This is a genomic window from Stenotrophomonas sp. GD03877 (assembly GCF_029840555.1).
In the GTDB taxonomy this organism is placed as follows: Bacteria; Pseudomonadota; Gammaproteobacteria; order Xanthomonadales; family Xanthomonadaceae; genus Stenotrophomonas; species Stenotrophomonas geniculata.
On the sequence record NZ_JAOCCT010000002.1, the window covers coordinates 56,037 to 77,141 of the forward strand.

Genomic DNA, 21,105 nt, shown 5'->3' on the forward strand with positions numbered 1-21,105 from the left:
GCGGGGCGGTGTGGGTGGGCAGGACACGCCGTGAACCCATCCATGGGGGCTCGATGGCGCCATCCATGGCGCCAACGGTCCTGCCCACCCACACCGCCCCGCCTCTGACAGATTCCGTGCGCTGTTGGCGGGTGCCGACCGTTAGTCGGCACATCTGTCAGATATCGAATGAATTCATTCGTGCCGACCAACGGTCGGCACCCACCAAAGCAGAACGCCGTTCCGACAGCTCGCGGAAAACTGTCGAAGGCGGGGTGGGTCCGGTTGAGGGGGCGTGAGCCGCATGGATGCGGCGACCGAGCTTACATGGAGGTACTTGCAGCGTCCCCCTCAACCGGACCCAGCCCGCCAACCCACGGAATGCCCGCCTTTGACGTTGACGTTGCTTCGGCAGGTGCAGGGCGCAGCCCTGCAAAGAAAAACCTACCCTCAGCCATCGCCCTGGATGCCGCCGGGTGCCTGCGCCGGATCACGCCAGCGGCGCACCGTGCGCTGGAAGAACAGATTGTTCGGCAGCTGCAGCACCGTGCCCTCGTGGCCGTCGCCGGTCTCCTGCAGTGTGGTGTAGATCAGGTTCACGTCGATCACCCGGCCCTTCAGGCCCGGCTTCTCGCCGTTCTCCAGCACCTCGATGTAGTCGTGCAGGCGGAACGGGCGGGTGGTGAAGATCAGCAGCGTGCAGAAGATGTTGGACAGCACGCTCCACGCCGCGAAGAAGGCCACCGCGCCCACGGCTGCGAAGCCGGTGAAGGCGGTCCACAGCACCGACGGCTTCGCGCCGAGCAGGCTGAGGATGTACAGCAGGGCACTGAAATAGACCACGAAGCTGGTGATCCGGCGTGCACCCATCACCATTTCGGGCGGCAGCGTGTAGTGCTCGGCGAAGCGGCGGATCAGGCGACGGGCGAGCACGCGCAGGAGCCACGCAACCAGCAGCACCAGTACGATCTGCACGGCGACGCCGGCGTAGTTCAGCCACGGGTGAGTCCAGGCGGGCAGGTGATCCTTCAGCGACAACATCATGGGGCGACTACGGAGGGGGAAACGGCCCCCGATGTTACCCGGCGCGTGCGGGGGATTCGACCGCCGGGGTCCAGGCCAGGCAGACCAGCTCTTGGCGGTGCTGCTGCAGGCAGGCGCGGCCATTGTCGGGACGCAGCTGCAGTGACAGGCCCATCGCCTGCAACAGTAAGCAGGCGGTGATCACCAGCAGGGCGGCGCAGGATGGGCTGGACATGGCAGGACTCCTGGACGGCAATTTCGCGAAGGACCTTCCATGGATGCAGCAGCCATCAAAAAGGTTGCATGGCATCGATCATGGATGGGCTCTAAACCTTTTTCCGGGTCGCCGCATCCAAGCGATATGCTCGACACCACCATGCCCGCGCTGCCTGCCGCCAACGACGCCGTCGACGAACCCGCCCTGGTGCGGGCGGCAGCCGCCGGAGACACCGCGGCCTATGAACTGCTGTACCGGCGCCACGCGCCCCGGGTATTCGCTGTGCTGTGGCGGCTGTGTGGCGGCCAGCAGGCACGCGCCGAGGACGCGCTGCAGGAAGCGTTCCTGCAGGCATGGAAGGCGCTGCCGGGCTTCCGTTTCGAGAGCAGCCTGTCGACCTGGCTGCACCGGCTGGGCGTCAACGCCGCGCTGATGGAACTGCGCGGGCGTGCCGGCGGGCAGGACCATGACAGCCTCGACGAAGTGGACGGAGGGTTGCAGGAACTGGCGGTACACGACCGCTGTGCCGGCACCGAACGCGACCTCGAACGGGCGCTGTCGACGCTGCCGCCACGGGCACGTGCGGTACTGGTACTGCACGACATCGAAGGCTGGAAACACCAGGAAATCGCCGAACAGCTGCAGATGGCCGTCGGCAGTTCCAAGGCACAGTTGCATCGTGCGCGCGGCCTGTTGCGCGCACGGCTGGGAGACATGACATGAATACACACGACCACGATTCCGACCACGATCTACTGGCACGGCTACGCGCGCTGCCAAGCGAGCGCGACGTACCTACCGATGGCTGGGCACGCCTTTCGGCCCAGCTGCCGCCGCGTGGGCCGCAGGCGGCACCTGCACCGGGCGACAACGTGGTGGCCCTGCCGATCCGTTCGCGTCGGCGTTGGTGGTTGCCGGCGGGTGCGGCGTTGGCGGCCAGCCTGGCGGTCTACGCCGTGGCGCCGTGGCGCCATGCGCAGCCGGAGGTACCGGTACCTTCAGCACTGCAGCTGCAGGCGGCGGCGATGACCGAGCAGTACCAGCAGGCCGTTGCTTCGCTGCCCGATGGACGGGCGCCGGAATGGCAGCCGGCCCTGCACGAACTGGATGAAAGCGCGGCGCAGATCCGTGCCGCCCTGGCGCAGGACCCGCGTGCGCCGCACCTGCTTGGCCAGCTCAAGCGCACCTATGCGCTGCGGCTGGAACTGACCCGGCAGGCGGCCTATGCCGCCGAGTCCGGCTTGACGACCTGAGGAGACCCCCATGACCCGAACCCTGATTTCCTGCTGTGTCGCGCTGCTGCTGGCCCCTGCCGTAGCGCTGGCCGACACCCGCATCGACGAGCGCCACACCCTGGCTGCGGGCGGTCGCATCGAGCTGAGCAACGTGGCCGGCAAGGTGACCGTGCGTGGCTGGGACCGCAATGACGTGCAGCTCACCGGCACGCTCAGCGACGGCCTGCAGCTGCGGCAGGAGAAAAGTGCCAACCGTGTGCGCTGGGAGATCGAATATCCGCGCCGCAGCAACAACGGCGGTGCAACTCTGGTGCTGAACGTGCCGCGCTCGGTGGAACTGTTGTTGAGCACGGTCAGCGCCAGCCAGGACATCAGCGGCATCGACGTGCGACGGCTGCAGGCCGATACGGTCAGCGGCAGCCTGAGCGCAGCTGGCCGCAGTGGCGACAGCAAGCTCAACACGGTCAGTGGCAGCGTCAGCGCACGCCTGCAGACGCCGAAGCTGGATGTGAACACCGTCAGTGGCCGGATCGAGGCCGGCGGTGGGGTATCCGGTGATATCGGTGCGCAGACGGTGTCCGGGCGGGTCGAGGTCGACGCCGGGCGCGTGCAGCGGCTGGCGGTGGAGACCGTCTCGGGCAGCATCGACCTGGCAGCAGCCGGATTGGCGCCCGGCGGCCGCATCAATGTCGAATCGGTCAGTGCCTCGGTCACGCTGAGCCTGCCGCGCACGGTGTCGGCACAGCTGTCGGTGAACAGCTTCAGCGGCTCGATCAACAGCGATGCCGGTCAGGTGGAGCGGCCGCGCTATGGGCCGGGCAGCCATCTCGATACGCGTCTGGGCGGCGGTGATGGAGACATCCGCATCCAGTCGCATTCGGGCAGTGTGCGGGTGCGGCTGGACCGTTGAGCACGGTCCTGCAGGCCGCGGCGGCAGCGCCGCCGCGGTCGGAGCTGGGTCAGCTGGCTTTCTTCAGCGCCCAGGTGGTGCCGAGGACTTCGATCTTGCCACCGGCCTTGCGGAACGCTGCCAGGTCCGAAGCGATCGAATCGCTGCTGACCACGGTGCTGGCGGCCGCGCCCTTGCGTTCGCTGCGGATGCTGTTGCTGGCCTTCGCGGGGGTCTTTGCCTTGCGGGGCATGGTTGCTCCTGTCAGGTGGAAGGGGAGGAAAGCGCCCAGGCATCGGCCTGGCGCAGGTAGTCCTGCCGCTCGCGGCGGCAGTCATCGCCGCCCATCGAAAACTGGCGGCAGATCGCCGGGCGCTGCGAATAGATCGTGCAGCGCAGGTGATAGGGATCGATCGCCGCGCACCAGCCTTCCTCGTTGCGCGCCATCACGGCACGGCCGTGGGTGTCGCGTGACAGGAACTGGCCAGGTACGTGGTCGCCGGGCTGCAGCAGCACGGGCAGCCGGCAACAGACCGCGTCACAACGGCGGCAGTCGATGGGTGCAGGTGCTGCGTCAGGTTGTAAGGCCACAGGGGCCTGGCGGGTGCCCAAAGCGGGTCTCGATGGCGGCTCAGGTGCAGCGCGGACCATGAACGAGCCAGGAAGGCATGGCCGCTAGGCCCGCAGGGCGGGCCAGGCTACACCGTGGACACACACCGGCGTGGCCGGTGGAAGGTGCAGCGGAGTTCTAGCCGACCAAGAGTAACTTAGACCGCGTAACGTTTTGTTAATCCTGGCTGGCTGCCGCCAAGGCCAGGCCCTGGACCACGCCCAGTGAGGGCTCGCCGTGGACCATGCGGGCGCCTGGGAAGGCCTCGGCCACGGCCTGGCGCAGGTAGCCGGCGCGGGACATGCCGCCGGTCAGGAACACCGCATCCGGGTCGCCCCCGATGTCGCTGCGGACCTGCGCCAGCAGTTCCCGGATCTGCTCCAGGTAGCTATGGGCGGCGGCGGCCAGGCCATCGGCGCTGCTGTCGGCATGCAGATCGCGGGCGATGTAGTCCAGCGTGCTGCGGTGCTCGCTGGCAGCGCTCAGGGCGATCTTGGCGCGTTCGACATCGCGGTACAGGCGGGCGGTATTGCCGGTGTCCTGCAGCGCCTGCAGGCGGTCGCCCCACGGTGCGTCCACATGGTCGTACTTGTGCAGGCGGAACTCGCGCTGGCGGGTCATGTCCTGCACAGTGGCCGCTTCCACATAGTGGTGGGCCGGCACGCGGGTGATGCCGCGGCCGAACAGCGGCATGTAGCTGGACAGGCTCAGCGCCAGGTCGATGTCGGTACCGCCGCGGGCGATACCCCAGGCACGGTGGATGCGCGGGGCATCGTCGCCGCCGACTTCGGCATGCGCGATGTCGGTGGTACCGCCACCGATGTCGACGATCACCGCCTGGTGCCGCTCGCGGCTTTCGGCGTGGTAATGCATGGCCGCCGCGGCCGGTTCCTCGAGGAAATCGATCTGGTCGAAGCCGGCCTGGGTGGCGGCCTCGCGCAGGATGTCCAGCGCCTGGTCGTTGCCGGCCGCACCGATCGAGCTGCGGAACTGCACCGGGCGGCCGAGCAGGGCGGCACGCAGCGGCTGGCCGAGCTGGGCGCTGGCGGTCAGGCGGATGTGTTCGAGGATGTGCGCGGCGATGCCGGTGATGGTCTGCTTCGCGCGCGGGTGCAGGTTGTAGCCCAGCATCGACTTCGGGCTCTGCACCAGGTTGCCTTCGTGTTCCTCGAAATAGGCTTCCAGCGCGTCATCGCCGTAGACCGCGTTCTGCAGCAGGTCGCTGGCGCTGCGTTCCTTGCCGGCGCGGGCTTCCATCCATTCCCGGCGCAGTGCGCGCAGGGCTTCGCGGCGCAGTGCCTGTGGCGTGCGTTCCTGGCCGGCGGCACGGGCTGCGCGCGCGGCACTGTCGATCATCTGCTGCAGCTGGTGTTCCTGGCCGTCATCGAGCTGGAAGTCGTCCGGATCGGGCACCACGCCGGGGAAGTACACGCTGGTGCGGAACTGCTCGGCATCGCCGAAGCGGATCGGCAGCAGTTTTCCCTCATGCACGATGGCGGCGGCGGAGTTGCTGGTACCGAAGTCGATGCCGAGGCGCATGGGGAGTTCCGGGGGCGATCAGGGGCCGCGCACTCTGCTGCAGTTCGCCGCCGACTGCAAGTTCCAGCGGGCGTGCTGTTCTGGTCCGGGTCCAGTGGGCAGCCGGAGCCTGCCCGGAAAAGGGCCGGGGAAGCCAGCCGGTTACAATGGCGGCTGTTGATTCACTTTGAGGTACTTGCTGATGTCTTCTGCCCCCGCCTGCCCGCAGTGCACCCTGGAAAACACCTACGCCGATGGTGCGCTGTGGATCTGCGCCGACTGCGGTTTCGAATGGACCGCCGAGGAAAGCGCCGGGTCCGCCCTGGTCGTGCGTGACAGCAACGGCAATACCCTGCAGGCCGGCGACACCGTCACCGTGATCAAGGACCTGAAGGTCAAGGGCTCCTCGATCCCGCTCAAGCAGGGCACCGTGATCCGCAACATCCGCCTGGTCGAGGATGATGCCGAGCACATCGAAGGCAACTCGGACAAGATCAAGGGCCTGGTCCTGAAGACCTGCTTCCTCAAGAAGGCCTGACCGCCTTCAGCGCCTGGCCTGCTGCTGCGCGCGCCAGCGGGCCAGGCTGTCCAGCTTGGCCTGGTAGCGCGCCTGCTCCGGCGCGCCCCCCAGTTCCTGTGCACGCAGCAGTTCGCGATCGGCGCGCTTGAGCTGGCCAGCCAGGAAATAGACCCGCGCCAGCCCGAAGTGGAACTGATGCGCGGTGTCATACAGGCGCACGGCCTGCCGGTAATAGCGGATCGCCTGGTCCAGCTGGCCGGCCCGTTCGGCCTTGGCGCCTAACATGTACTGCGCGAACGGGTCTTCCCGCTGCACCGACTTCAACCGGCGCTCAAGTGACTGCGCCTGCGCGGTCAAGCCCAGGCTGCGGAACAGCGCGGAGGCATTGGTCAGTGCGGCATCCTGGCGGCCGTCCAGCTGCAGCGATCGATCCAGCGCCTGCCGCGCCGCCTCGTTGTTGCCTTCGCGGTGGTCGAGCACGCCGAGGTTGTTCCACACCGGAGCGAATCCGCTGTCCTGAGCCAGGGACGCGTCGAAGAATGCACGGGCGCCGCCGAAGTCCCCGTCGGCGAGGCGCTCCGCACCCCGGTTGTTGTAGAAATGCGCCAATGCCCGCGCACGGCTGACGGGAACCGGCCCGCGGCGGTCATAGAGCACATTGCGATCCAGGTCGACGGTACCGAAGCGGCCGCCGACATCGACGCCGGCGTTGACGTGACCAACGCTGTAGACCACGCCCGCGTCCTGGTCCTGGTACCAGGACACCACCTGCCCCACTTCCTGCACGCGGGCCTGGATGCCCGCCTCCCGCGCAAGCGTTACGAACAGCAGGGTGAAGGCCAGGCAGTTGGCGCGGCGGTGCTGCCAGATATCGCTGACGGTGTAGGTCGCATTGGCGTCGTACTGCAGGTCCAGCCCGTGCTGGTCGAAGATCATCTCCACGAGCGCCTGCAGGCGCTGGTCGCGGGAGTAGCTGCGCTGGATCACCTGCTTCTGGAGCATCGCACGCAGGTCCGCGGGAATGGCGAACACTTCTTCCGGGGTCGGCACGCGTGCGGCCGACACGGTGATGGTCGGGGTCGTCACCACATCGGCGGGCGGTGCCTGGCCTGCGCCGAAGGCAGGAGCACAGAAGGCCAGCAGCGAAAGGGTGAGGCAATGGGCGGCAGAACGGTACATGACGGTTCCCGGCAGCGGCGGGCGCTCCCGCCTGTGGCGAGTGTATTCCCATGGATGTCCAGCTGCAGCGACCGTTGGTCGGCGCAGCGTTCATCCACAACCGATGTGGACCAGCGCGCGACAAAGCTGTGGACAACTGGCTCCGGGCCTCGCCTGGCAAGCGTTGTGAGTGCGTGGTGAAAAAACCGCCAGCTTGCCCGGCGCCGGCACAGGCGGGATGATCCGGGCATGGACTTCTCACCGCTGACGCTTGCCCCGGCGCAGTGGCAGGCGCTGCAGGACAGCTATGCCACGCCGCCACGCGCCTACCACCACTTCGGCCATGTGCGCGCGGTGCTGCAGCACTGCCAGGAGGTGGCCGATGGCCCCGGCTGGAAGCAGCCGGCCGAGATCTATCTGGCCGTGCTCTATCACGACGCGATCTACCAGGCGGGGCGCAAGGACAACGAGGCGCGTTCGGCGCAGCTGGCCCTGCAGGCGATCGCACAGGCGCCGGAGCTTGCCGGTGTCGACGCTGCTCGCGTGGAGCAGTTGATCCTGCTGACCGCCCGCCATGGCGCGCTGGGTCCGGAGGATGTGGATGCCGAGGCGGCGCTGTTCCTGGACTGCGACATGGCGATCCTGGCTGCACCGGAGCCGGTGTTCGCCGCCTATGACCGTGGCGTGGCCGAAGAATACAAGGGCGTGGTGCCCGGCTTCCTGTACCGTGCCGGCCGCCGCCGATTCCTGCAGGGCCTGCTGCGCGCACCGCGGATTTTCCTCAGTGAGTTCTTCCATCAGCGCCTGGACGCGGCCGCGCGTGACAACCTGCGTCGCCAACTGGGTGGTTGAGCTGGCCCGTTACACTGGTGGCCTGTTTCCAATGATTGTTGTTTCCGACCGTGTCCGTTCCTGATCCCGATCCCCGCCCGCTGCCACCGGAAGAGCCCGGTCCCAACGAATGCTGCGGCAGTGGCTGCCCGCTGTGCGTGCTGGACCTGTATTCCGATGAGCTGCAGCGCTACCGCAAGGCACTGGCCGAGTGGAAGGCGCGGCATCCCGAGGCCGCACCATGAGCCGTGCGCGCCCGGCGGCGGTGCTGGCACTGGTGGCGCTGCTGCTGTTCGTGGCCACCGCGCTGTGGACCCAGGTCGCGCGCAGTGATCTGGACTGGGTGCGGGCGACCTTGAGCCTGTACCTGCACGGGCCGTGGGGGCTTGCATTGCGTGCTGCCTACTGCCTGCTGGCGCTGGCCATTGCCGCACTTGGCATTGCGCTGTATCGCGGCAGCATCGGCCCGCGGCGCAGTGCGGCCGCCCCCTTGCTGTTCACGGTTTCCGCGCTGGGCCTGGCGACGGTGGCGATCGGCGACAGCTGGCTGCCTGAAGCGACGCCGCTGCTGGCACCGTTCATCCATGGACTGGCAGCCAACACGGCGTTCCTGTGTGCCAGCGTCGGCATGCTGCTGCAGGCCTGGTACCTGCGCCGCGAACCGGGTTGGCAGTCCGCCGCGGGCCTGCTCTGGGGCTGGGCATGGCTGGCCTTCGTGCTGCTGTGGCTGCATGTGCTGTGGCGTGGTGGACCACCGCGTGGGCTGGGACAGAAAGTGGTGATCGCGGTGATCGTTGGCTGGCTGCTGTATCTGGCGATGGCCCTGTACCGTCGCAGCCGCCAGGCCGCGGCCCACTGAATCCCCAACGGCCTGCGCCGGTACGTGCCGTGCACGCGGCGGCGGCGTATCGTGTGCGCATTCCATCGGGGATGCGATATGAAGCGTGCAGGGCTGGGCAGGGCAATGGGTGTGGTACTGGCGCTGGCCGCGCTGCCGGCGACGGCGGCAGTGACCCCGCAGCAGTTCAGCCATGGGCGGTTCGAGCAGATTCCGGTGCACATGCCGGCCGGCACGCCGCAACGGGTGGTGATCTGGTTCCATGAACCCACGGCTGGCGGTGACACCAGCCGCCTGCCGATCGAGGCCCTGCGTGCCGATGGCGCGCTGGTCGCGGCAGTGGACATTGCGCACCTGCGCGGTGTGCTCAAGCGCGAGGGGGACCCGACCTGTTCGTTCGGTTCCGGTGACGTCGAGAATTTCTCACGCTGGTTGCAGGCCTCGCTGCATCTGCCCGGCTACCACCTGCCGCTGGTCGGCGGTGATGGCGAAGGTGCCGAGATGGCCTATTCGCTCGCGGCGCAGGCCGATACCCAGGTGTTCGCCGGTGTACTCACCACCGGCTTCTGCCCGGACCACAACCACCAGCGCATGGTCTGCGGCGATGGTGTGAAGCACAACAAACTTCAGCCTACCGAGCTGAACTTCCCGTGGTTGAGTGCGGCCGGTGACCACGGCTGCAAGGTGGGGGAGGCCAGCCAGTTCGTGCAGCAGGTCGCCATGGCGCGCGAGTTCAAGCGTACAGCGCGCGGTGATGCGTCACCGGGCCTGGTGGCTGCGGCACGGGTGATCGGCGCGCAGGCCGGCGTCAGCCTGGCCCCCCCGCCTGCTGCACTGAAGGGCCTGCCGGTGGTGGAAATGCCGGCGACCGGCAACGGCGATACGCTGGCGGTGTTCGTCTCCGGCGACGGTGGCTGGGCTGGCCTGGACAAGAACGTGGCGTCGTCACTCAACGAGCATGGCGTGGCGGTAGTCGGCATCGATTCGCTGCGCTACTTCTGGAGCGAGCGCACACCGAAGGGCTTTGCGGGCGACCTGCAGAAGATCATCGACCACTACCGCCAGCAGTGGCACCGAGACAAGGTGATGCTGATTGGTTTCTCGCAGGGCGCCGACGTGCTGCCGGCCACGATCAACCAGCTCGACGCCGGTACCCGCGAGGCGCTGGAGCGCATCGTGCTGCTGTCGGTGGGCAGGAAGGCCGACTTCGAATTCCATGTCAGCAACTGGCTGGGCGGTGGCGGCGACGGCCTGCCGATCGCGCCGGAAGTGGCCAGGCTGCCGGCGGAGAAAACGCTGTGCGTGTACGGCGACAAGGATGAGGACGCACTGTGCCCGGACCTGCCGGCCAATGACGGCGTGAGGAAGGTGAAGCTGCCGGGCGATCACCATTTCGGGGGTGACTACGATCGCCTGGCTGAAGTGATCCTCAAGGGCGGCATGTAAACCGGAGCGCGTGCGAACCAACGGTTCGCACCCACCAGAACGAGCCGGGTAGCGTCGAGCCATGCCCGACGCATCGCGGCTTCAATTCCGCCGCGGATCCAGCGAGATCAGGCGCGTGGCATCCAGCAGCGCCGCCGGCAGGTGCATGCCACCCGGTGCGGCCAGGTAACGCGGCCGCCACTGCGGATCGAACTTCGATTTGAAGCGGCGCAGGCCACTGAAGCCATAGAAGCGCTCACCATGCCGCGCGAGCAGGCCGGCCAGCCGGTTCCAGCGACCGGCCAGGCGATGCTGGGCCAGCCCGGACAGCGGCGCCATGCCCAGCGAGAAACGCGCATAACCCTGCGCGCGGCCCCACAGGAACAGTTCGATGAAGAGGAAGTCCATCGTGCCCTTCGGTGCTTCGTTGACGTGGCGCATCAGGTCGACCGACAGCTCGGCGCCGGCCGGTGCCTGCCACAGGTTGGCGAACGCCACGATCTGGCCTTCGGCCTCGACCAGCGCTACCGGGAAGCGCACCAGGTAATCCGGGTCGTAGCTGCCCAGCGAGAAGCCCTTCTCATCGCCGGCCTTGTCTTCCAGCCATGCATTGGAAATTGCGTGCAGGCGCGGCAGCAGGCTGGGAATCTCCTCCACCGGTGCCACGCGGAAGGACAGGCCGCCGCGCTTGCCCCGGTTCCAGGCCTGGCGCAGGTCTGCACGTTCGCGACCTTCCAGGCCGAAGTCGTGCAGAGGCACCATCGCTTCTTCGCCCAGTTTGACCAGGCCCAGGCCCAGGTCGAGATAGGTCTGCCAGTACGTCTCGCCGACCTGGTAGAAGACCGGACGCAGGCCAAGCCGGTCGGCTTCCTCGCGGAAGCGCCAGATCAGTGCACGGGCGACGTCCGGCGGGCCGACTGGATCGCCCATTGCGATCAGCGAGCCACCATAGCGCTGCATCATCACGAAGCCCAGCCTGGCGTCGTCACGCAGCACTGCCTTGTCGGCGGTCAGTACCAGACAGGCCTGGGTGTCCGTAGCACCCGCCAGCACCGGTGCCAGCGATTGCAGCGTGGCTTCGTCGGCGGCCGGCAGTGGGCTGCGCGTGCTATGCAGCAGCCGCGCCAGGCCGAACATCACCAGCGCGATGGCCACCACCAGCAACGCGCGCAGCGCGCGTGGTGCGTTGCCCGACACCGCGAACTGCCACCACAACTCGTTCTGGTATTCGACATGACTGTAGGTGAAGAACAGCAGCCAGGTGACCGCCACCAGCACCAGGCCGAGGTTGCGCAGCCACGGCCACGACCAGGCTTCGTCCAGCAGCGCGCCCTGGCGGTAGAACTCGCGACGTGCGGCCCACAGTGCCATCGCCACCAGCACCGCCGAGAGGGCGATCAACAGTTGGCCACCACGCAGCCACAGCGGCAGCGGGGTGATCACGCACACCGCCATCGCCAGCATCCACGCGGCGTGGCTGCGCCGGGCGAGGCCCTGGCCGATCAGCAGCAGTGCGACGCCGCTGAGACTGCCGATCAGGTGCGAGGTTTCGAGGATCGGCAGCGAGGCGTTGACCAGATGACGGCGCGGCGTCGGCAGCGTGCCGTCGATGACCAGCGCGGCGCCGATGCTGAACACCGCCAGTGCGATGATCTGCGGCAGCCACGGGCGCAGCGCGTTCCAGCCGGCACGGGTTGCCCCGGCGCTGGCCTGCAGCGGCTGACGCAGGGCGGGCGCAAGGGCGAGCAGGGTGGCCAGCACCAGCGGCAGCACGTAGTAGGTGACGCGGTAGATCAGCGCTGCCGCCAGCACCGCTGCCGGTGCCACCTGCGGCAACAGCTTCAGCAGGCTCCACTCGAACACACCCAGGCCTGCGGGCACGGTGGAGACCAGGCCGGCCAGCACTGCCACGAGGTAGAGGCCGACGAAGCCCGGCAGGCCGGTCGGCGTGGAGTCCGGCAGCAGCACGTAGAACGCGGCACTGGCCAGCACCAGCTCGATGACGCTGAGTACGGTGACACCGATCATGGTGCGGCGGTCGGGCAGCCACAAGGCGTGACCGAACACGCTGAACTGCCGTCCCTCGCGGCCGACCAGCAGCACGGTGCCGAGATAGGCGAGCAGGGCGACGATGCCGACGATGCGCACGGCATCGGGATTCAAGGGCAATGCCAACGCTGCCGCCGCCGGTTCCATGCACAGGGCCACGCTGATCAACAGCCATGCACCGAATACGAAACCGAGCGTGCTCATCAGCACCACCTGGCCAATCTGCGCCAGGTCCAGGCCGGCGCTGCGGTAGCCGCGCAGGCGCACCGCGCCACCGGTCAACGCGGCAAAGCCCACGGTCTGGCCCAGCGTGTGCGCAAGGAAAGCGGTGATGCCGACGCGCGCGGGGTGCACACGGATGCCGCTGCGACGCAGGCCGATGGCATCGAAGCCGATCAGGCAGGCGTAACTGGCCAGGCCGAGTACCACGGTGAGCGCGATCTGCGTGCCGCTGAGCTGCCGGAACGCCTGGCGGATCGCACGATAGCCGTGCTCGTCGAACTCATTGGCCAGGCCGTGCAGGGCCAGGGCGAGGATCAGCAGCGGGATGACGATGGTGGCAACCCGCTTCCAGGTTGGCGTGGAAGGGGCAGTGGTGGAATCGACGGGGGCGGTCATCGGCGCAAGGGTGCGGCAGGAGGGGCGAGGGCGGTGTCAACGCGGGCGTGGCGCATCGTGCGCCTGTCATCGTCATTTGACCAGTGGGACCGTCGGAGCCCGGTAGTGACGTGTCGCGGAGGGTACCCGTGCACCCACCGTCGACCGGTTTGGAGGACAATGCAGGCCTGATCAACCGCAGGAGCCACGCCCATGATGGAGCGTTACGACGTCGGACCGCGCATGTCCGAAATGACCGTATACAACAAGGTCGCCTACCTCTCCGGCCAGATTCCGGAAGACACCAGCCAGGACATCACCGGCCAGACCCGGCAGGTGCTGGCGGAGATCGACAAGCTGCTGGCGCTGGTGGCCAGTGATCGCCAGCACGTGCTGCGTGCGGAAGTCTTCCTCGCCGACATCGCCGATTTCGACGGCATGAACAAGGCGTGGGACGAGTGGGTGGTTGAAGGCGCGACCCCGGCACGTGCCACAGTCGAGGCCAAGCTGGCCCACGCTGACTGGAAGGTCGAGATCGTGGTGACGGCGGCAGTACCGTAACGATTGAATGGGGTCAGATCCTTTTCGCTCAGGAAAGGGGATCTGACCCCGTTACAGCGGCACCAGCTCGATGCAGTCCACCGGGCATGGCGGGATGCACAGCTCGCAGCCGGTGCACAGATCGGCGATTACCGTGTGCATGTACTTGGCGCCGCCGACGATGGCGTCCACCGGGCAGGCCTGGATGCACTTGGTACAGCCGATGCAGTCGGCTTCCACGATCAACGCCACCTGCGGCGCCTTGTGCTCGCCGCGCGATCGATCGAAGGGAATGGCAGGTACTCCGAGCACCTGCGCCAGTGCGCGCGCACCGGTATCTCCGCCCGGCGGGCAGTGGTCCACGCCTGCTTCGCCGCGAGCCATGGCCTGCGCGTACGGGCGGCAGCCGTCGTAGCCGCATTGCCCGCATTGGGTCTGCGGCAGCAGGCGGTCGAGGCGTTCGGTCAGGGGCGGGATCAGGCTCATGCGTGGCGAAGGCTGCGCGTTGGGGTCATTTCAGGGGTTTGCCACGGAACCAGCGCTCGTGGGCCAGCGCCAGCATCGGCTTGTCTTCGGCACTGTCGCCGTAGGCGTGGATGCGCACGTAGCGCGACAGATCGAACTGGCGACGGATGTGCTCGACCTTGCGTGGGCCACAGTCGCCACCGGCGTAGCGACCGGTCAGGCGTCCGTCCTGGCTTTCCAGCCGGTTGCAGATCAACTGCAGGCCCAGCTGCTCGCACCACGGCCGCAGGTAGAGATCCAGCGAGCCGGATACGATCACCACGGTGTGCTGCTGCTCCTTGTGCCAGCGGATCTGCTCCAGCATTTCCGGGCGCACGACATCGGGCAGGAACTCACGCGAGAAGCCGGCGGCCAGCGTGGCGATGTCGTCACTGTGGCGGTCGCTGAAGGTCAGGCGGGTGACGCGTGCGCGGATGCGTTCGGCCGAGATCAGCTTCAGCTTGTACGCGAGCAGCCACGGGCCGACCTTCCACCAGGCCTGCGCCAGCTGTTCGGCGGTGGCCACGCGGCGCAGGAAACGGCCGTAGGTATCGCAGGTGGTCACGGTGTGGTCGAAGTCGAACAGCGCCAGTTCCATTCCGTTGCCTCCCATTGCGTTGCCTCCGGTGGCCGGTGCTGCCGGCGGGCGTGGCCGCAACCACGCCCGCTGCGGGCATCAGCGGACCGGCATGCCCGGCTGTGCGCCGCTGTCGGCGTCCAGCAGCGCCAGTGCGCCGCCGTCGAAACCGGCCGACAGGATCATGCCTTCGCTCAGGCCGAAGCGCATCTTGCGCGGGGCCAGGTTGGCGATGAACACCACGCTGCGGCCAACCAGCGTTTCCGGCTCGCCGTAGCTGCCGCGGATGCCGGAGAAGATCTGGCGCTTGCCCAGCTCGCCGGCGTCCAGTTCGAAGCGCAGCAGCTTGTCCGAACCTTCCACGAACTCGCAGACCAGCACCTTGCCGATGCGCAGGTCGAGCTTGGCGAAATCGTCGATGCCGATGTAGGCCGGGGCGTCGGCGCTCTTTGCGTCGTCCTTGGCCGGGGCCGAGGCGGCCGGCTTGACCGCTTCGGTCTTGGCGGCGGGGGCGGCGGCAGCGGCCGGCTGCAGGGTGTCCTTGGAGGCGTCGATCATGGCGTCAATCTTCTTCGGGTCGATACGGGTGAACAGCGGGGTGTAGTCGGTGATGCGGTGGCCCAGCAGCGGCTGCGCCAGTTCGGTCCAGTCGTTGACCGGCGCGGCCAGGAAGGCCTCGGCCTGCGCGGCGGTGGCCGGCAGCACCGGCTTCAATGCGGTGACCAGCACGCGGAACAGGTTCAGGCCCTGGCTGCACACGGCCTGCAGCTGCGCGTCGGCGCCTTCCTGCTTGGCGATGACCCACGGCTTGACGTCGTCGATGTAGCGGTTGGCTTCGTCGGCCAGGGTCATGGTCAGGCGGATCGCCGCGGCTGGGTCGTTGCGCTCGTAGGCCTCACGGATCGGCGCCAGGCCGTCGACGAAGCGCTGGTACTGCGCGGCATCAGGCAGCTGCGCGGCCAGCTGGCCGTCGAAGCGCTTGCTGATGAAGCCGGCGCAGCGGCTGGCCAGGTTGACGAACTTGCCGACCAGGTCGGCGTTGACGCGGGCGATGAAGTCACCCAGGTTCAGGTCGAGATCGTCGACGCCACCGCCGGACTTGGCGGCGTAGTAGTAGCGCAGCGCTTCCGGCTCGAGGCCGGCGTCGAGGAAGGTGCGGGCCATCACGAAGGTGCCGCGCGACTTGCTCATCTTGGCGCCGTCCACGGTCAGGTAGCCGTTGACGTGCAGGCGGGTCGGCGCGCGGTGGCCGGTACCGTGCAGCACCGCCGGCCAGAACAGGCCGTGGAAGTTGACGATGTCCTTGCCGATGAAGTGGTGCAGCTCGGTGGCGGTACCGGCGCGCAGATGCGCTTCGAAGTCCTCGCCGATCCTGCCGCACAGAGTCTGGAAGCTGGACAGGTAGCCGATCGGCGCGTCCAGCCAGACGTAGAAGTACTTGCCCGGCTGGCCGGGAATCTGGAAACCGAAGTACGGTGCATCGCGCGAGATGTCCCACGCGCGCAGGCCACCTTCGGCATTGAGCCACTCACCGAGCTTGGCCTTCACGCCTGGCAGGGCGACGTCGCCGGCCAACCATTCGCGCAGGAACGCGTCGAAGTGGCCCACCTCGAAGAAGAAGTGCTCCGAATCGCGCATTTCCGGCGTGGCACCGGAGATCACCGAACGCGGTTCCTTCAGGTCGGTCGGCGCATAGGTGGCGCCGCAGACTTCGCAGTTGTCGCCGTACTGGTCGGGGCTGCCGCAGTTCGGGCAGATGCCCTTGACGTAGCGGTCGGGCAGGAACATGCCCTTGGCCGGGTCGTAGAACTGCGCCACCGAACGGCGGCTGATGTGGCCGGCCGCTTCCAGCTTCAGGTAGAACTGCTCGGTCAGCGCCTTGTTGGCCGCCGAATTGGTCGAGTCGTAGTGGTCGAAGGCCACGCCGAAGGCGGCGAAGTCACGTTCGTGGCTGGCCTGGATGTTGGCGATGAAGGTTTCCGGGGTGACCCCGGCCTTCTCCGCGGCCAGCATGATCGGCGTGCCGTGGGTGTCGTCGGCGCAGACGAACCAGGCCTTGCCGCCGCTCATTCGCCGTGCACGCACCCAGATGTCGGCCTGGATGTAGCCGACCAGGTGGCCCAGGTGCAGCGGGCCGTTGGCGTAGGGCAGGGCGGTGGTGACGAGCGCGGTACGGGTCATGGTCGCGGGGTGAAGCCGAGGGGAACCGCAGAGTATCGCATGCCCGCAACGAGGTGACCCGGCCGGGGCCGGGTCACGGGGGTGAAGCGGGGGGGCGGGGCGCTTACTCGCGCTGCCAGGTCTGCGCGCGGCAGATGAAGGCGATGCAGCCGGACACGTCAAGCCTGGTGCCGCCGGGCTGCAGTTCCATCTTCGACTTGTAGGTCTTGCCATTGGCCGGATCGAGGATGGTGCCGCCGGACCACTTGTTGGCGCCGTCGGCCTTGAGGTTCCAGAGGATGGTCATGCCCTTCACGGGCTTGTTCTTGTTGGCGCCTTCACAGCCGTCGCAGACCGGGTTCGGGCCCTTGTCCGAGTGCAGGATGTCGACCACCTTGCCGGTCAGCGTGCCGTTGGCGGCCTGGGTGATCTCGACGATCGACTTCACCTTGCCGGTCTTGTCGTCGATGGTCTTCCAGCGGCCGGCGGCGCCATCGGCGGCCTGCGCCGAGAGCGCGGCCAGGCACAGCGGCAGTGCCAGCAGCAGGGTCTTGAAGGTCTTGCGCATGGTCCCCTCCCAGGGTTCATTCCGGCACGGTGCCGGTACGGGTCGACTGTATACCCATTCGGCGGGGTATGGGGAAGGGGGGCGTTGCAGGGCTGCGCCCTGCACCTGCAGAGGCAACGGCAACAGCAACGGCGGGATTCCGTGGGATGGCGGGGCGGGCCCGTTTGCGGGGGGCGCTGCAAGTACGTCCCTGTAAGCTCGGTCGCCGCATCCATGCGGCTCACGCCCCCGCAAACGGACCCGCCCCGCCTTCGACAGAGTCCTGCGATCTGCCGGAATGGAACGGCCTGCTCTTGGTGGGTGTCGATCTTGGTCGACACGTAGATCCATGCCATGCATGGATGAATCTCGATTGAAAAACGCTCAACCGACTTCGTACAGCTCCAGCGGCAGGCCATCCGGGTCGGCGAAGAAGGTGAAACGGCGGCCGGTGTACTCGTCCACGCGGATCGGTTCGCAGGCGACGCCATGCGCGGCCAGGCGCTGGATGAAGGGTTCCAGTGCAGCCACCCGGAACGCGAGGTGGCGCAGGCCCTGGGCTTCGGGGCGGCTGGGGCGCGGTGGTGGTGAGGGGAAGGAGAACAGTTCCAGCTGGCCGCCGTCGGGCAGGGCCAGGTCCAGCTTCCAGGAGTCGCGCGCGGCGCGATGGTTCTCGGCCAGCACGCGCAGGCCGAGGATGCGCACGTAGAAGTCCTTCGAGCGTGCGTAGTCGCTGCAGATCAGCGCAGCGTGGTGGAAACCCAGCAGGGTGTCGGAACCGGGGGTCATTGCAGGGTGTCCAGCCAGCGCTGGGCGATCTTCTGCGCCAGCGGATAGGGTTCGGGATCGTTACGGTTGGTCAACACGATCACGGTCAGGTGCTTTTCCGGGTGGCGCACTATCACGTTGCGGAAGCCGATGCTCTCGCCGCTGTGCCATTGCACCTGGCCGTTCAGGCGCCAGCCGAAACCGTAATGCGGCACGTCCGGTTCCGATGTGGTCGTGGCCGGGCTGAACATCGCCCGGCGCGAGGCCTTCGACAGCAGGCGGTCGTCGTACAGCGACGCATCCCAGCGGGCGAGGTCGTCCAGCGAGGAATAGATCCCGCCGTCTCCCAGTACGGCGCTGGTGGTGCTCTGGTCGGTGCGCTGCCAGCGGCCATCGATCCGGCTGTAGCCATAGGCGCGTGCGGCGACCGTGTCCACGCCGTCCTGGTGGGCCACGGTATGCGCCATGCCCAGCGGGCGGAAGATGCGCTGCTGCAGGAACGTGGCGAAATCCTGGCCGGAAGCACGGCCGACGATCAGTGCCAACAGCGCGTAGCCGCTGTTGCTGTAGCGGTACTGCGTGCCGGGTGCGAAATTCAGGCGGTCCTCGTGCGACAGGAGGGTCAGCACGTCGGCGTCGTGCACCTGCCGAGTGTCAGCCGGATTCATCAGGTCTTCGTAGTCGAGCAGGCCGCTGGTATGCGACAGGAGCTGGCGCAGGGTGATGGCCGCCGCTGCCGGCGGCAGCTCGGGCAGCCACTGGCGGGCGGGCTGCTCCAGCCCGAGCCGGCCGTCTTCCACCAGCAGCAGCACTGCCGCAGCGGTGAACTGCTTGCTGACCGAGGCCAGCCGGAAGTTGCTGGCCGCGGTGACCGCAGTACCGTCTTCCACTACCGCCAGGCCGTAGCCGCGGCGGAATACCGGTTGCCCGTCGTGCAGTACCAGTACCGCAGCGCCGGGTACCTGACCGTCGTAGGCCTGCATCAGGCCGTCGACGCCCGCATCTGGTGGGGGCAGCACCGGTGCGGCGGAGCCCGCCACTGGCAGCAGGCCCAGCACGACGGCGAGCAGGGCGACGGCAGGGCGCATGGCGGCTCCGGAAGGGTCAGGGTGAAGGGGCAGGTGTGGTGCTGGCGGGCTGCGCCATCCAGCGTTCCATCTTGCGGTCCAGCACGTCCAGCGGCATCGAGCCGTCCTTCAGCAGTTCGGCGTGGAAGCGGCGCAGGTCGAAGGCGGCGCCCTGGCGTGCCTTGGCCTTGTCGCGCAGGGCGACAATGGTGGTCAGGCCGGCCACGTTGGACAGCGCCTGGCCGGGCTGGGCCATGATCCGCTCGACTTCGGCGTTGGCGTCGTCACTGCTCATGTCCACGGTCTTCTGCAGGTAGGCCACGCCCTGCTGCTTGCTCCAGCCCTGGGCGTTCACGCCGGTGTCGGCCACCACGCGGGCAGCGCGCAGCAGGCGCGAATACAGGTAGCCGATGCGGTCGTAGGGATCGGTGTAGATGCCGAGGTTCTCACCCAGCGTTTCGGCATACAGGCCCCAGCCTTCGACGAAGGCGAGGTCGCCACCGAGGCGGCGGAAGCGCGGCAGCTTGGCCAGCTCCTGCTGCAGGCCCAGCTGCACGTGGTGGCCGGGGATTGCTTCATGCAGGTACTGCACCGGCACGTTCCAGCGCTTGCGGCTGGGCAGGTCGCGGGTGTTTACGTACAGCACGCCCGGTTGCCCGGCCGCAGACGGCTGGTAGGCCGCTGCTGCAGCGGTCAGCGCACGCTCCGGTTCCACTGCGCGCACGTCCAGCGTGGACTTGGGCAGGGTATCGAGCACCTGCGGCAGGCGTGCGTTGACCTGCTGCTGCACCTGGCGGTAGCGGTTGATCAATGCGTTGGCGTCACCGTACTGGAACTGGCGATCGTTGCGCATGCTGCGCAACAGCTTGGACGGCGTGCCACGCAGCTTGGCATCCTTCATCACGGTGGCGATCTGCGCCTGCAGCTCCTGCACGCGCTGTTCGCCCAGTGCGTGCAGCTGCGCGGCGGTCTGGTCGCTGGCAGTGGTCTGCACGATCAGGTTGGCGTACCAGGCCTGGCCATCGGGCAGTGCGCCCAGGCCGCTGCTGGTGCGCGTGGCCGGCAGGTATTCGGTGGCGATGAAACCGCGCAGGGCGCGATAGGCTGGCATGATGCGGAGCTCGATCATGCGCTTGTACTCGGCGCTGATGCGCGCCTTGTCCTCGGCCGCGATGGTGTTGGGCATGGTGCGGATCGGCGACCAGAAGATGCTCTCTTCAGCAGTCGGCTTGATGACCGCATCCAGCTGCGGCAGCACCTTCTCCATCAGGTCGCGCGGCTGCACCACGCCGGCCTTCATGCCCTGGCGCATGTTGTCGATGGCCTGGTCGAACAGCTCGGGAATGCCCAGCGAGCGACGCGACCAGGTGTCGTAGTCCTGCACGGTGTTGAACGGCTGTGCGCCGGCGCCCGCGCCGAGGATCGCCATGATGCTGCCGACGTTGTAGTACTGGCTGATCGGCATCATCCAGCTCGGATAGCGTTCGGCGGCCAGCGAGGCGCGCGCATCGCGCACGAAGATCTCGTAGCTGAGCAGGTCCTGGCCCTGCAGGCCGTCGCTGCCGAGTTTCTCGACCTTGCCCAGCCACTCGGTGGTGAAGTCGTGCGATTGCTGGCGCCACGCGGCGGACAGGATGTTGGGCAGCTGGTCGTTGTAGCGGGCCTCGCCCTGGAAGGTTGCCTGCAGCGGATTCAACCGCATCGAGGCATCCCAGTATTCGTCGTACAGGCGCTCCAGCTGCACCTGCTTGGGCACGGCCCGGGCCGCTGCGACCGGACGCGGCGCGGCGCGGCGCGCCGAACTGCCACGGGCCGGCGCGGTGGCGCGGGCGGGCCGGGCCTTGGGCTTGGCGGCCTGGCGGGTCTGCGCGGCGGCAGGGCGGCTGGCCTTCTTTTTCGCTGCTTCGGCCGACGGTACGGCGCTGAACAGGAACAACGCGGCAATGGCGGCGGCCAGGACGCGGGGGGAATACGGCATCAAGAAGCTTCCGTGGAACACAGACCCTGGAGCTTGCACGATCCGCGCGCGTACGGCCAGCGTGAAGGCGCAGTC

23 protein-coding genes are annotated in these 21,105 nt (G+C 67.8%); 9 read left to right on the forward strand and 14 right to left on the reverse strand.

All coding sequences use genetic code 11. The features are described from left to right. Nucleotides 1–429: 429 nt before the first annotated feature. Both N5D20_RS01465 and N5D20_RS01470 read right to left on the reverse strand, forming a co-directional pair. Nucleotides 430–1,023 carry a mechanosensitive ion channel family protein gene (locus tag N5D20_RS01465; RefSeq protein ID WP_010482867.1) on the reverse strand — a complete coding sequence of 198 codons (594 nt, stop codon included), beginning with the start codon at nucleotides 1,021–1,023 and terminating at the stop codon, nucleotides 430–432. A 34-nt stretch (nucleotides 1,024–1,057) separates the two neighbouring features. Further along, nucleotides 1,058–1,237 (reverse strand): hypothetical protein, encoded by a 180-nt coding sequence (locus N5D20_RS01470; RefSeq protein ID WP_010482869.1) that lies wholly within the window; start codon nucleotides 1,235–1,237, stop codon nucleotides 1,058–1,060. 126 nt (nucleotides 1,238–1,363) lie between these two features. On the opposite strand from N5D20_RS01470, the gene N5D20_RS01475 reads away from it, so the two are divergent. From N5D20_RS01475 to N5D20_RS01485, 3 genes are read left to right on the forward strand one after another with little or no spacing between them, the layout of a single operon-like run. Then, on the forward strand, nucleotides 1,364–1,942 hold the full coding sequence (locus N5D20_RS01475) for an RNA polymerase sigma factor (protein ID WP_010482872.1): 579 nt from the start codon (nucleotides 1,364–1,366) through the stop codon (nucleotides 1,940–1,942). Then, nucleotides 1,939–2,472 (forward strand): hypothetical protein, encoded by a 534-nt coding sequence (locus N5D20_RS01480; protein ID WP_054172282.1) that lies wholly within the window; start codon nucleotides 1,939–1,941, stop codon nucleotides 2,470–2,472. The genes N5D20_RS01475 and N5D20_RS01480 overlap by 4 nt, the downstream gene beginning before the upstream one ends. A gap of 10 nt (nucleotides 2,473–2,482) precedes the next feature. After that, on the forward strand, nucleotides 2,483–3,364 hold the full coding sequence (locus N5D20_RS01485; RefSeq protein WP_005414223.1) for a DUF4097 family beta strand repeat-containing protein: 882 nt from the start codon (nucleotides 2,483–2,485) through the stop codon (nucleotides 3,362–3,364). A gap of 49 nt (nucleotides 3,365–3,413) precedes the next feature. On the opposite strand, the gene N5D20_RS01490 is transcribed toward N5D20_RS01485, so the two are convergent. From N5D20_RS01490 to N5D20_RS01500, 3 genes are all read right to left on the reverse strand, one after another. Further along, nucleotides 3,414–3,596, reverse strand: coding sequence for a hypothetical protein (locus tag N5D20_RS01490; protein WP_005410566.1), 183 nt, complete (start codon nucleotides 3,594–3,596; stop codon nucleotides 3,414–3,416). A gap of 11 nt (nucleotides 3,597–3,607) precedes the next feature. Continuing rightward, entirely contained in the window at nucleotides 3,608–3,901 is a 294-nt protein-coding gene (locus N5D20_RS01495; RefSeq protein ID WP_053462562.1) for a YkgJ family cysteine cluster protein, read from the reverse strand. A 229-nt stretch (nucleotides 3,902–4,130) separates the two neighbouring features. Then, a complete protein-coding gene (locus tag N5D20_RS01500) occupies nucleotides 4,131–5,492 on the reverse strand; it encodes an Hsp70 family protein (RefSeq protein ID WP_197579154.1) in 1,362 nt (453 codons plus the stop codon). Between the two features lie 181 nt (nucleotides 5,493–5,673). On the opposite strand from N5D20_RS01500, the gene N5D20_RS01505 reads away from it, so the two are divergent. Further along, nucleotides 5,674–6,009, forward strand: coding sequence for a zinc ribbon domain-containing protein YjdM (locus N5D20_RS01505; RefSeq protein ID WP_019337002.1), 336 nt, complete (start codon nucleotides 5,674–5,676; stop codon nucleotides 6,007–6,009). Between the two features lie 6 nt (nucleotides 6,010–6,015). On the opposite strand, the gene N5D20_RS01510 is transcribed toward N5D20_RS01505, so the two are convergent. Beyond that, nucleotides 6,016–7,170, reverse strand: coding sequence for a tetratricopeptide repeat protein (locus tag N5D20_RS01510; RefSeq protein ID WP_049434158.1), 1,155 nt, complete (start codon nucleotides 7,168–7,170; stop codon nucleotides 6,016–6,018). Nucleotides 7,171–7,398: 228 nt separating this feature from the next. On the opposite strand from N5D20_RS01510, the gene N5D20_RS01515 reads away from it, so the two are divergent. The 4 genes from N5D20_RS01515 to N5D20_RS01530 all read left to right on the forward strand — a co-directional run bounded on the left by N5D20_RS01515 (nucleotide 7,399) and on the right by N5D20_RS01530 (nucleotide 10,264). After that, nucleotides 7,399–8,001 (forward strand): hypothetical protein, encoded by a 603-nt coding sequence (locus N5D20_RS01515; protein WP_049434156.1) that lies wholly within the window; start codon nucleotides 7,399–7,401, stop codon nucleotides 7,999–8,001. A gap of 50 nt (nucleotides 8,002–8,051) precedes the next feature. Next, nucleotides 8,052–8,225, forward strand: coding sequence for an oxidoreductase-like domain-containing protein (locus N5D20_RS01520; protein WP_049411906.1), 174 nt, complete (start codon nucleotides 8,052–8,054; stop codon nucleotides 8,223–8,225). After that, nucleotides 8,222–8,839, forward strand: coding sequence for a DUF998 domain-containing protein (locus N5D20_RS01525; RefSeq protein ID WP_010482890.1), 618 nt, complete (start codon nucleotides 8,222–8,224; stop codon nucleotides 8,837–8,839). Before N5D20_RS01520 ends, N5D20_RS01525 begins: the two co-directional genes overlap by 4 nt. A 78-nt stretch (nucleotides 8,840–8,917) precedes the next feature. Beyond that, on the forward strand, nucleotides 8,918–10,264 hold the full coding sequence (locus N5D20_RS01530; RefSeq protein ID WP_043402748.1) for an AcvB/VirJ family lysyl-phosphatidylglycerol hydrolase: 1,347 nt from the start codon (nucleotides 8,918–8,920) through the stop codon (nucleotides 10,262–10,264). 81 nt (nucleotides 10,265–10,345) lie between these two features. Here N5D20_RS01530 and mprF read toward each other — a convergent pair whose 3' ends face one another. Continuing rightward, on the reverse strand, nucleotides 10,346–12,910 hold the full coding sequence (gene mprF, locus N5D20_RS01535; RefSeq protein WP_197579155.1) for a bifunctional lysylphosphatidylglycerol flippase/synthetase MprF: 2,565 nt from the start codon (nucleotides 12,908–12,910) through the stop codon (nucleotides 10,346–10,348). Nucleotides 12,911–13,102: 192 nt separating this feature from the next. On the opposite strand from mprF, the gene N5D20_RS01540 reads away from it, so the two are divergent. After that, nucleotides 13,103–13,450 (forward strand): RidA family protein, encoded by a 348-nt coding sequence (locus tag N5D20_RS01540; RefSeq protein WP_197579156.1) that lies wholly within the window; start codon nucleotides 13,103–13,105, stop codon nucleotides 13,448–13,450. A 51-nt stretch (nucleotides 13,451–13,501) separates the two neighbouring features. Here N5D20_RS01540 and rnfB read toward each other — a convergent pair whose 3' ends face one another. The 7 genes from rnfB to N5D20_RS01575 form a co-directional block, all read right to left on the reverse strand. Further along, entirely contained in the window at nucleotides 13,502–13,915 is a 414-nt protein-coding gene (gene rnfB / locus N5D20_RS01545; protein ID WP_053091869.1) for an Rnf electron transport complex subunit RnfB, read from the reverse strand. Between the two features lie 25 nt (nucleotides 13,916–13,940). Beyond that, entirely contained in the window at nucleotides 13,941–14,531 is a 591-nt protein-coding gene (locus N5D20_RS01550) for an HAD-IB family hydrolase (RefSeq protein ID WP_197579171.1), read from the reverse strand. A gap of 78 nt (nucleotides 14,532–14,609) precedes the next feature. Continuing rightward, entirely contained in the window at nucleotides 14,610–16,691 is a 2,082-nt protein-coding gene (gene metG, locus N5D20_RS01555; RefSeq protein ID WP_010482901.1) for a methionine--tRNA ligase, read from the reverse strand. Nucleotides 16,692–16,794: 103 nt separating this feature from the next. Continuing rightward, nucleotides 16,795–17,238 (reverse strand): DUF2147 domain-containing protein, encoded by a 444-nt coding sequence (locus tag N5D20_RS01560; protein WP_049426799.1) that lies wholly within the window; start codon nucleotides 17,236–17,238, stop codon nucleotides 16,795–16,797. A gap of 363 nt (nucleotides 17,239–17,601) precedes the next feature. Then, nucleotides 17,602–18,006: a VOC family protein gene (locus N5D20_RS01565; RefSeq protein WP_049482191.1), complete on the reverse strand. Its 405-nt coding sequence runs from the start codon at nucleotides 18,004–18,006 to the stop codon at nucleotides 17,602–17,604. Next, nucleotides 18,003–19,073, reverse strand: a complete 1,071-nt coding sequence (locus N5D20_RS01570) for a serine hydrolase domain-containing protein (protein ID WP_197579157.1) — start codon at nucleotides 19,071–19,073, stop codon at nucleotides 18,003–18,005. Before N5D20_RS01570 ends, N5D20_RS01565 begins: the two co-directional genes overlap by 4 nt. Before the next feature lie 16 nt (nucleotides 19,074–19,089). Next, nucleotides 19,090–21,030 (reverse strand): DUF885 family protein, encoded by a 1,941-nt coding sequence (locus tag N5D20_RS01575; protein ID WP_197579158.1) that lies wholly within the window; start codon nucleotides 21,028–21,030, stop codon nucleotides 19,090–19,092. Nucleotides 21,031–21,105: the final 75 nt, after the last annotated feature.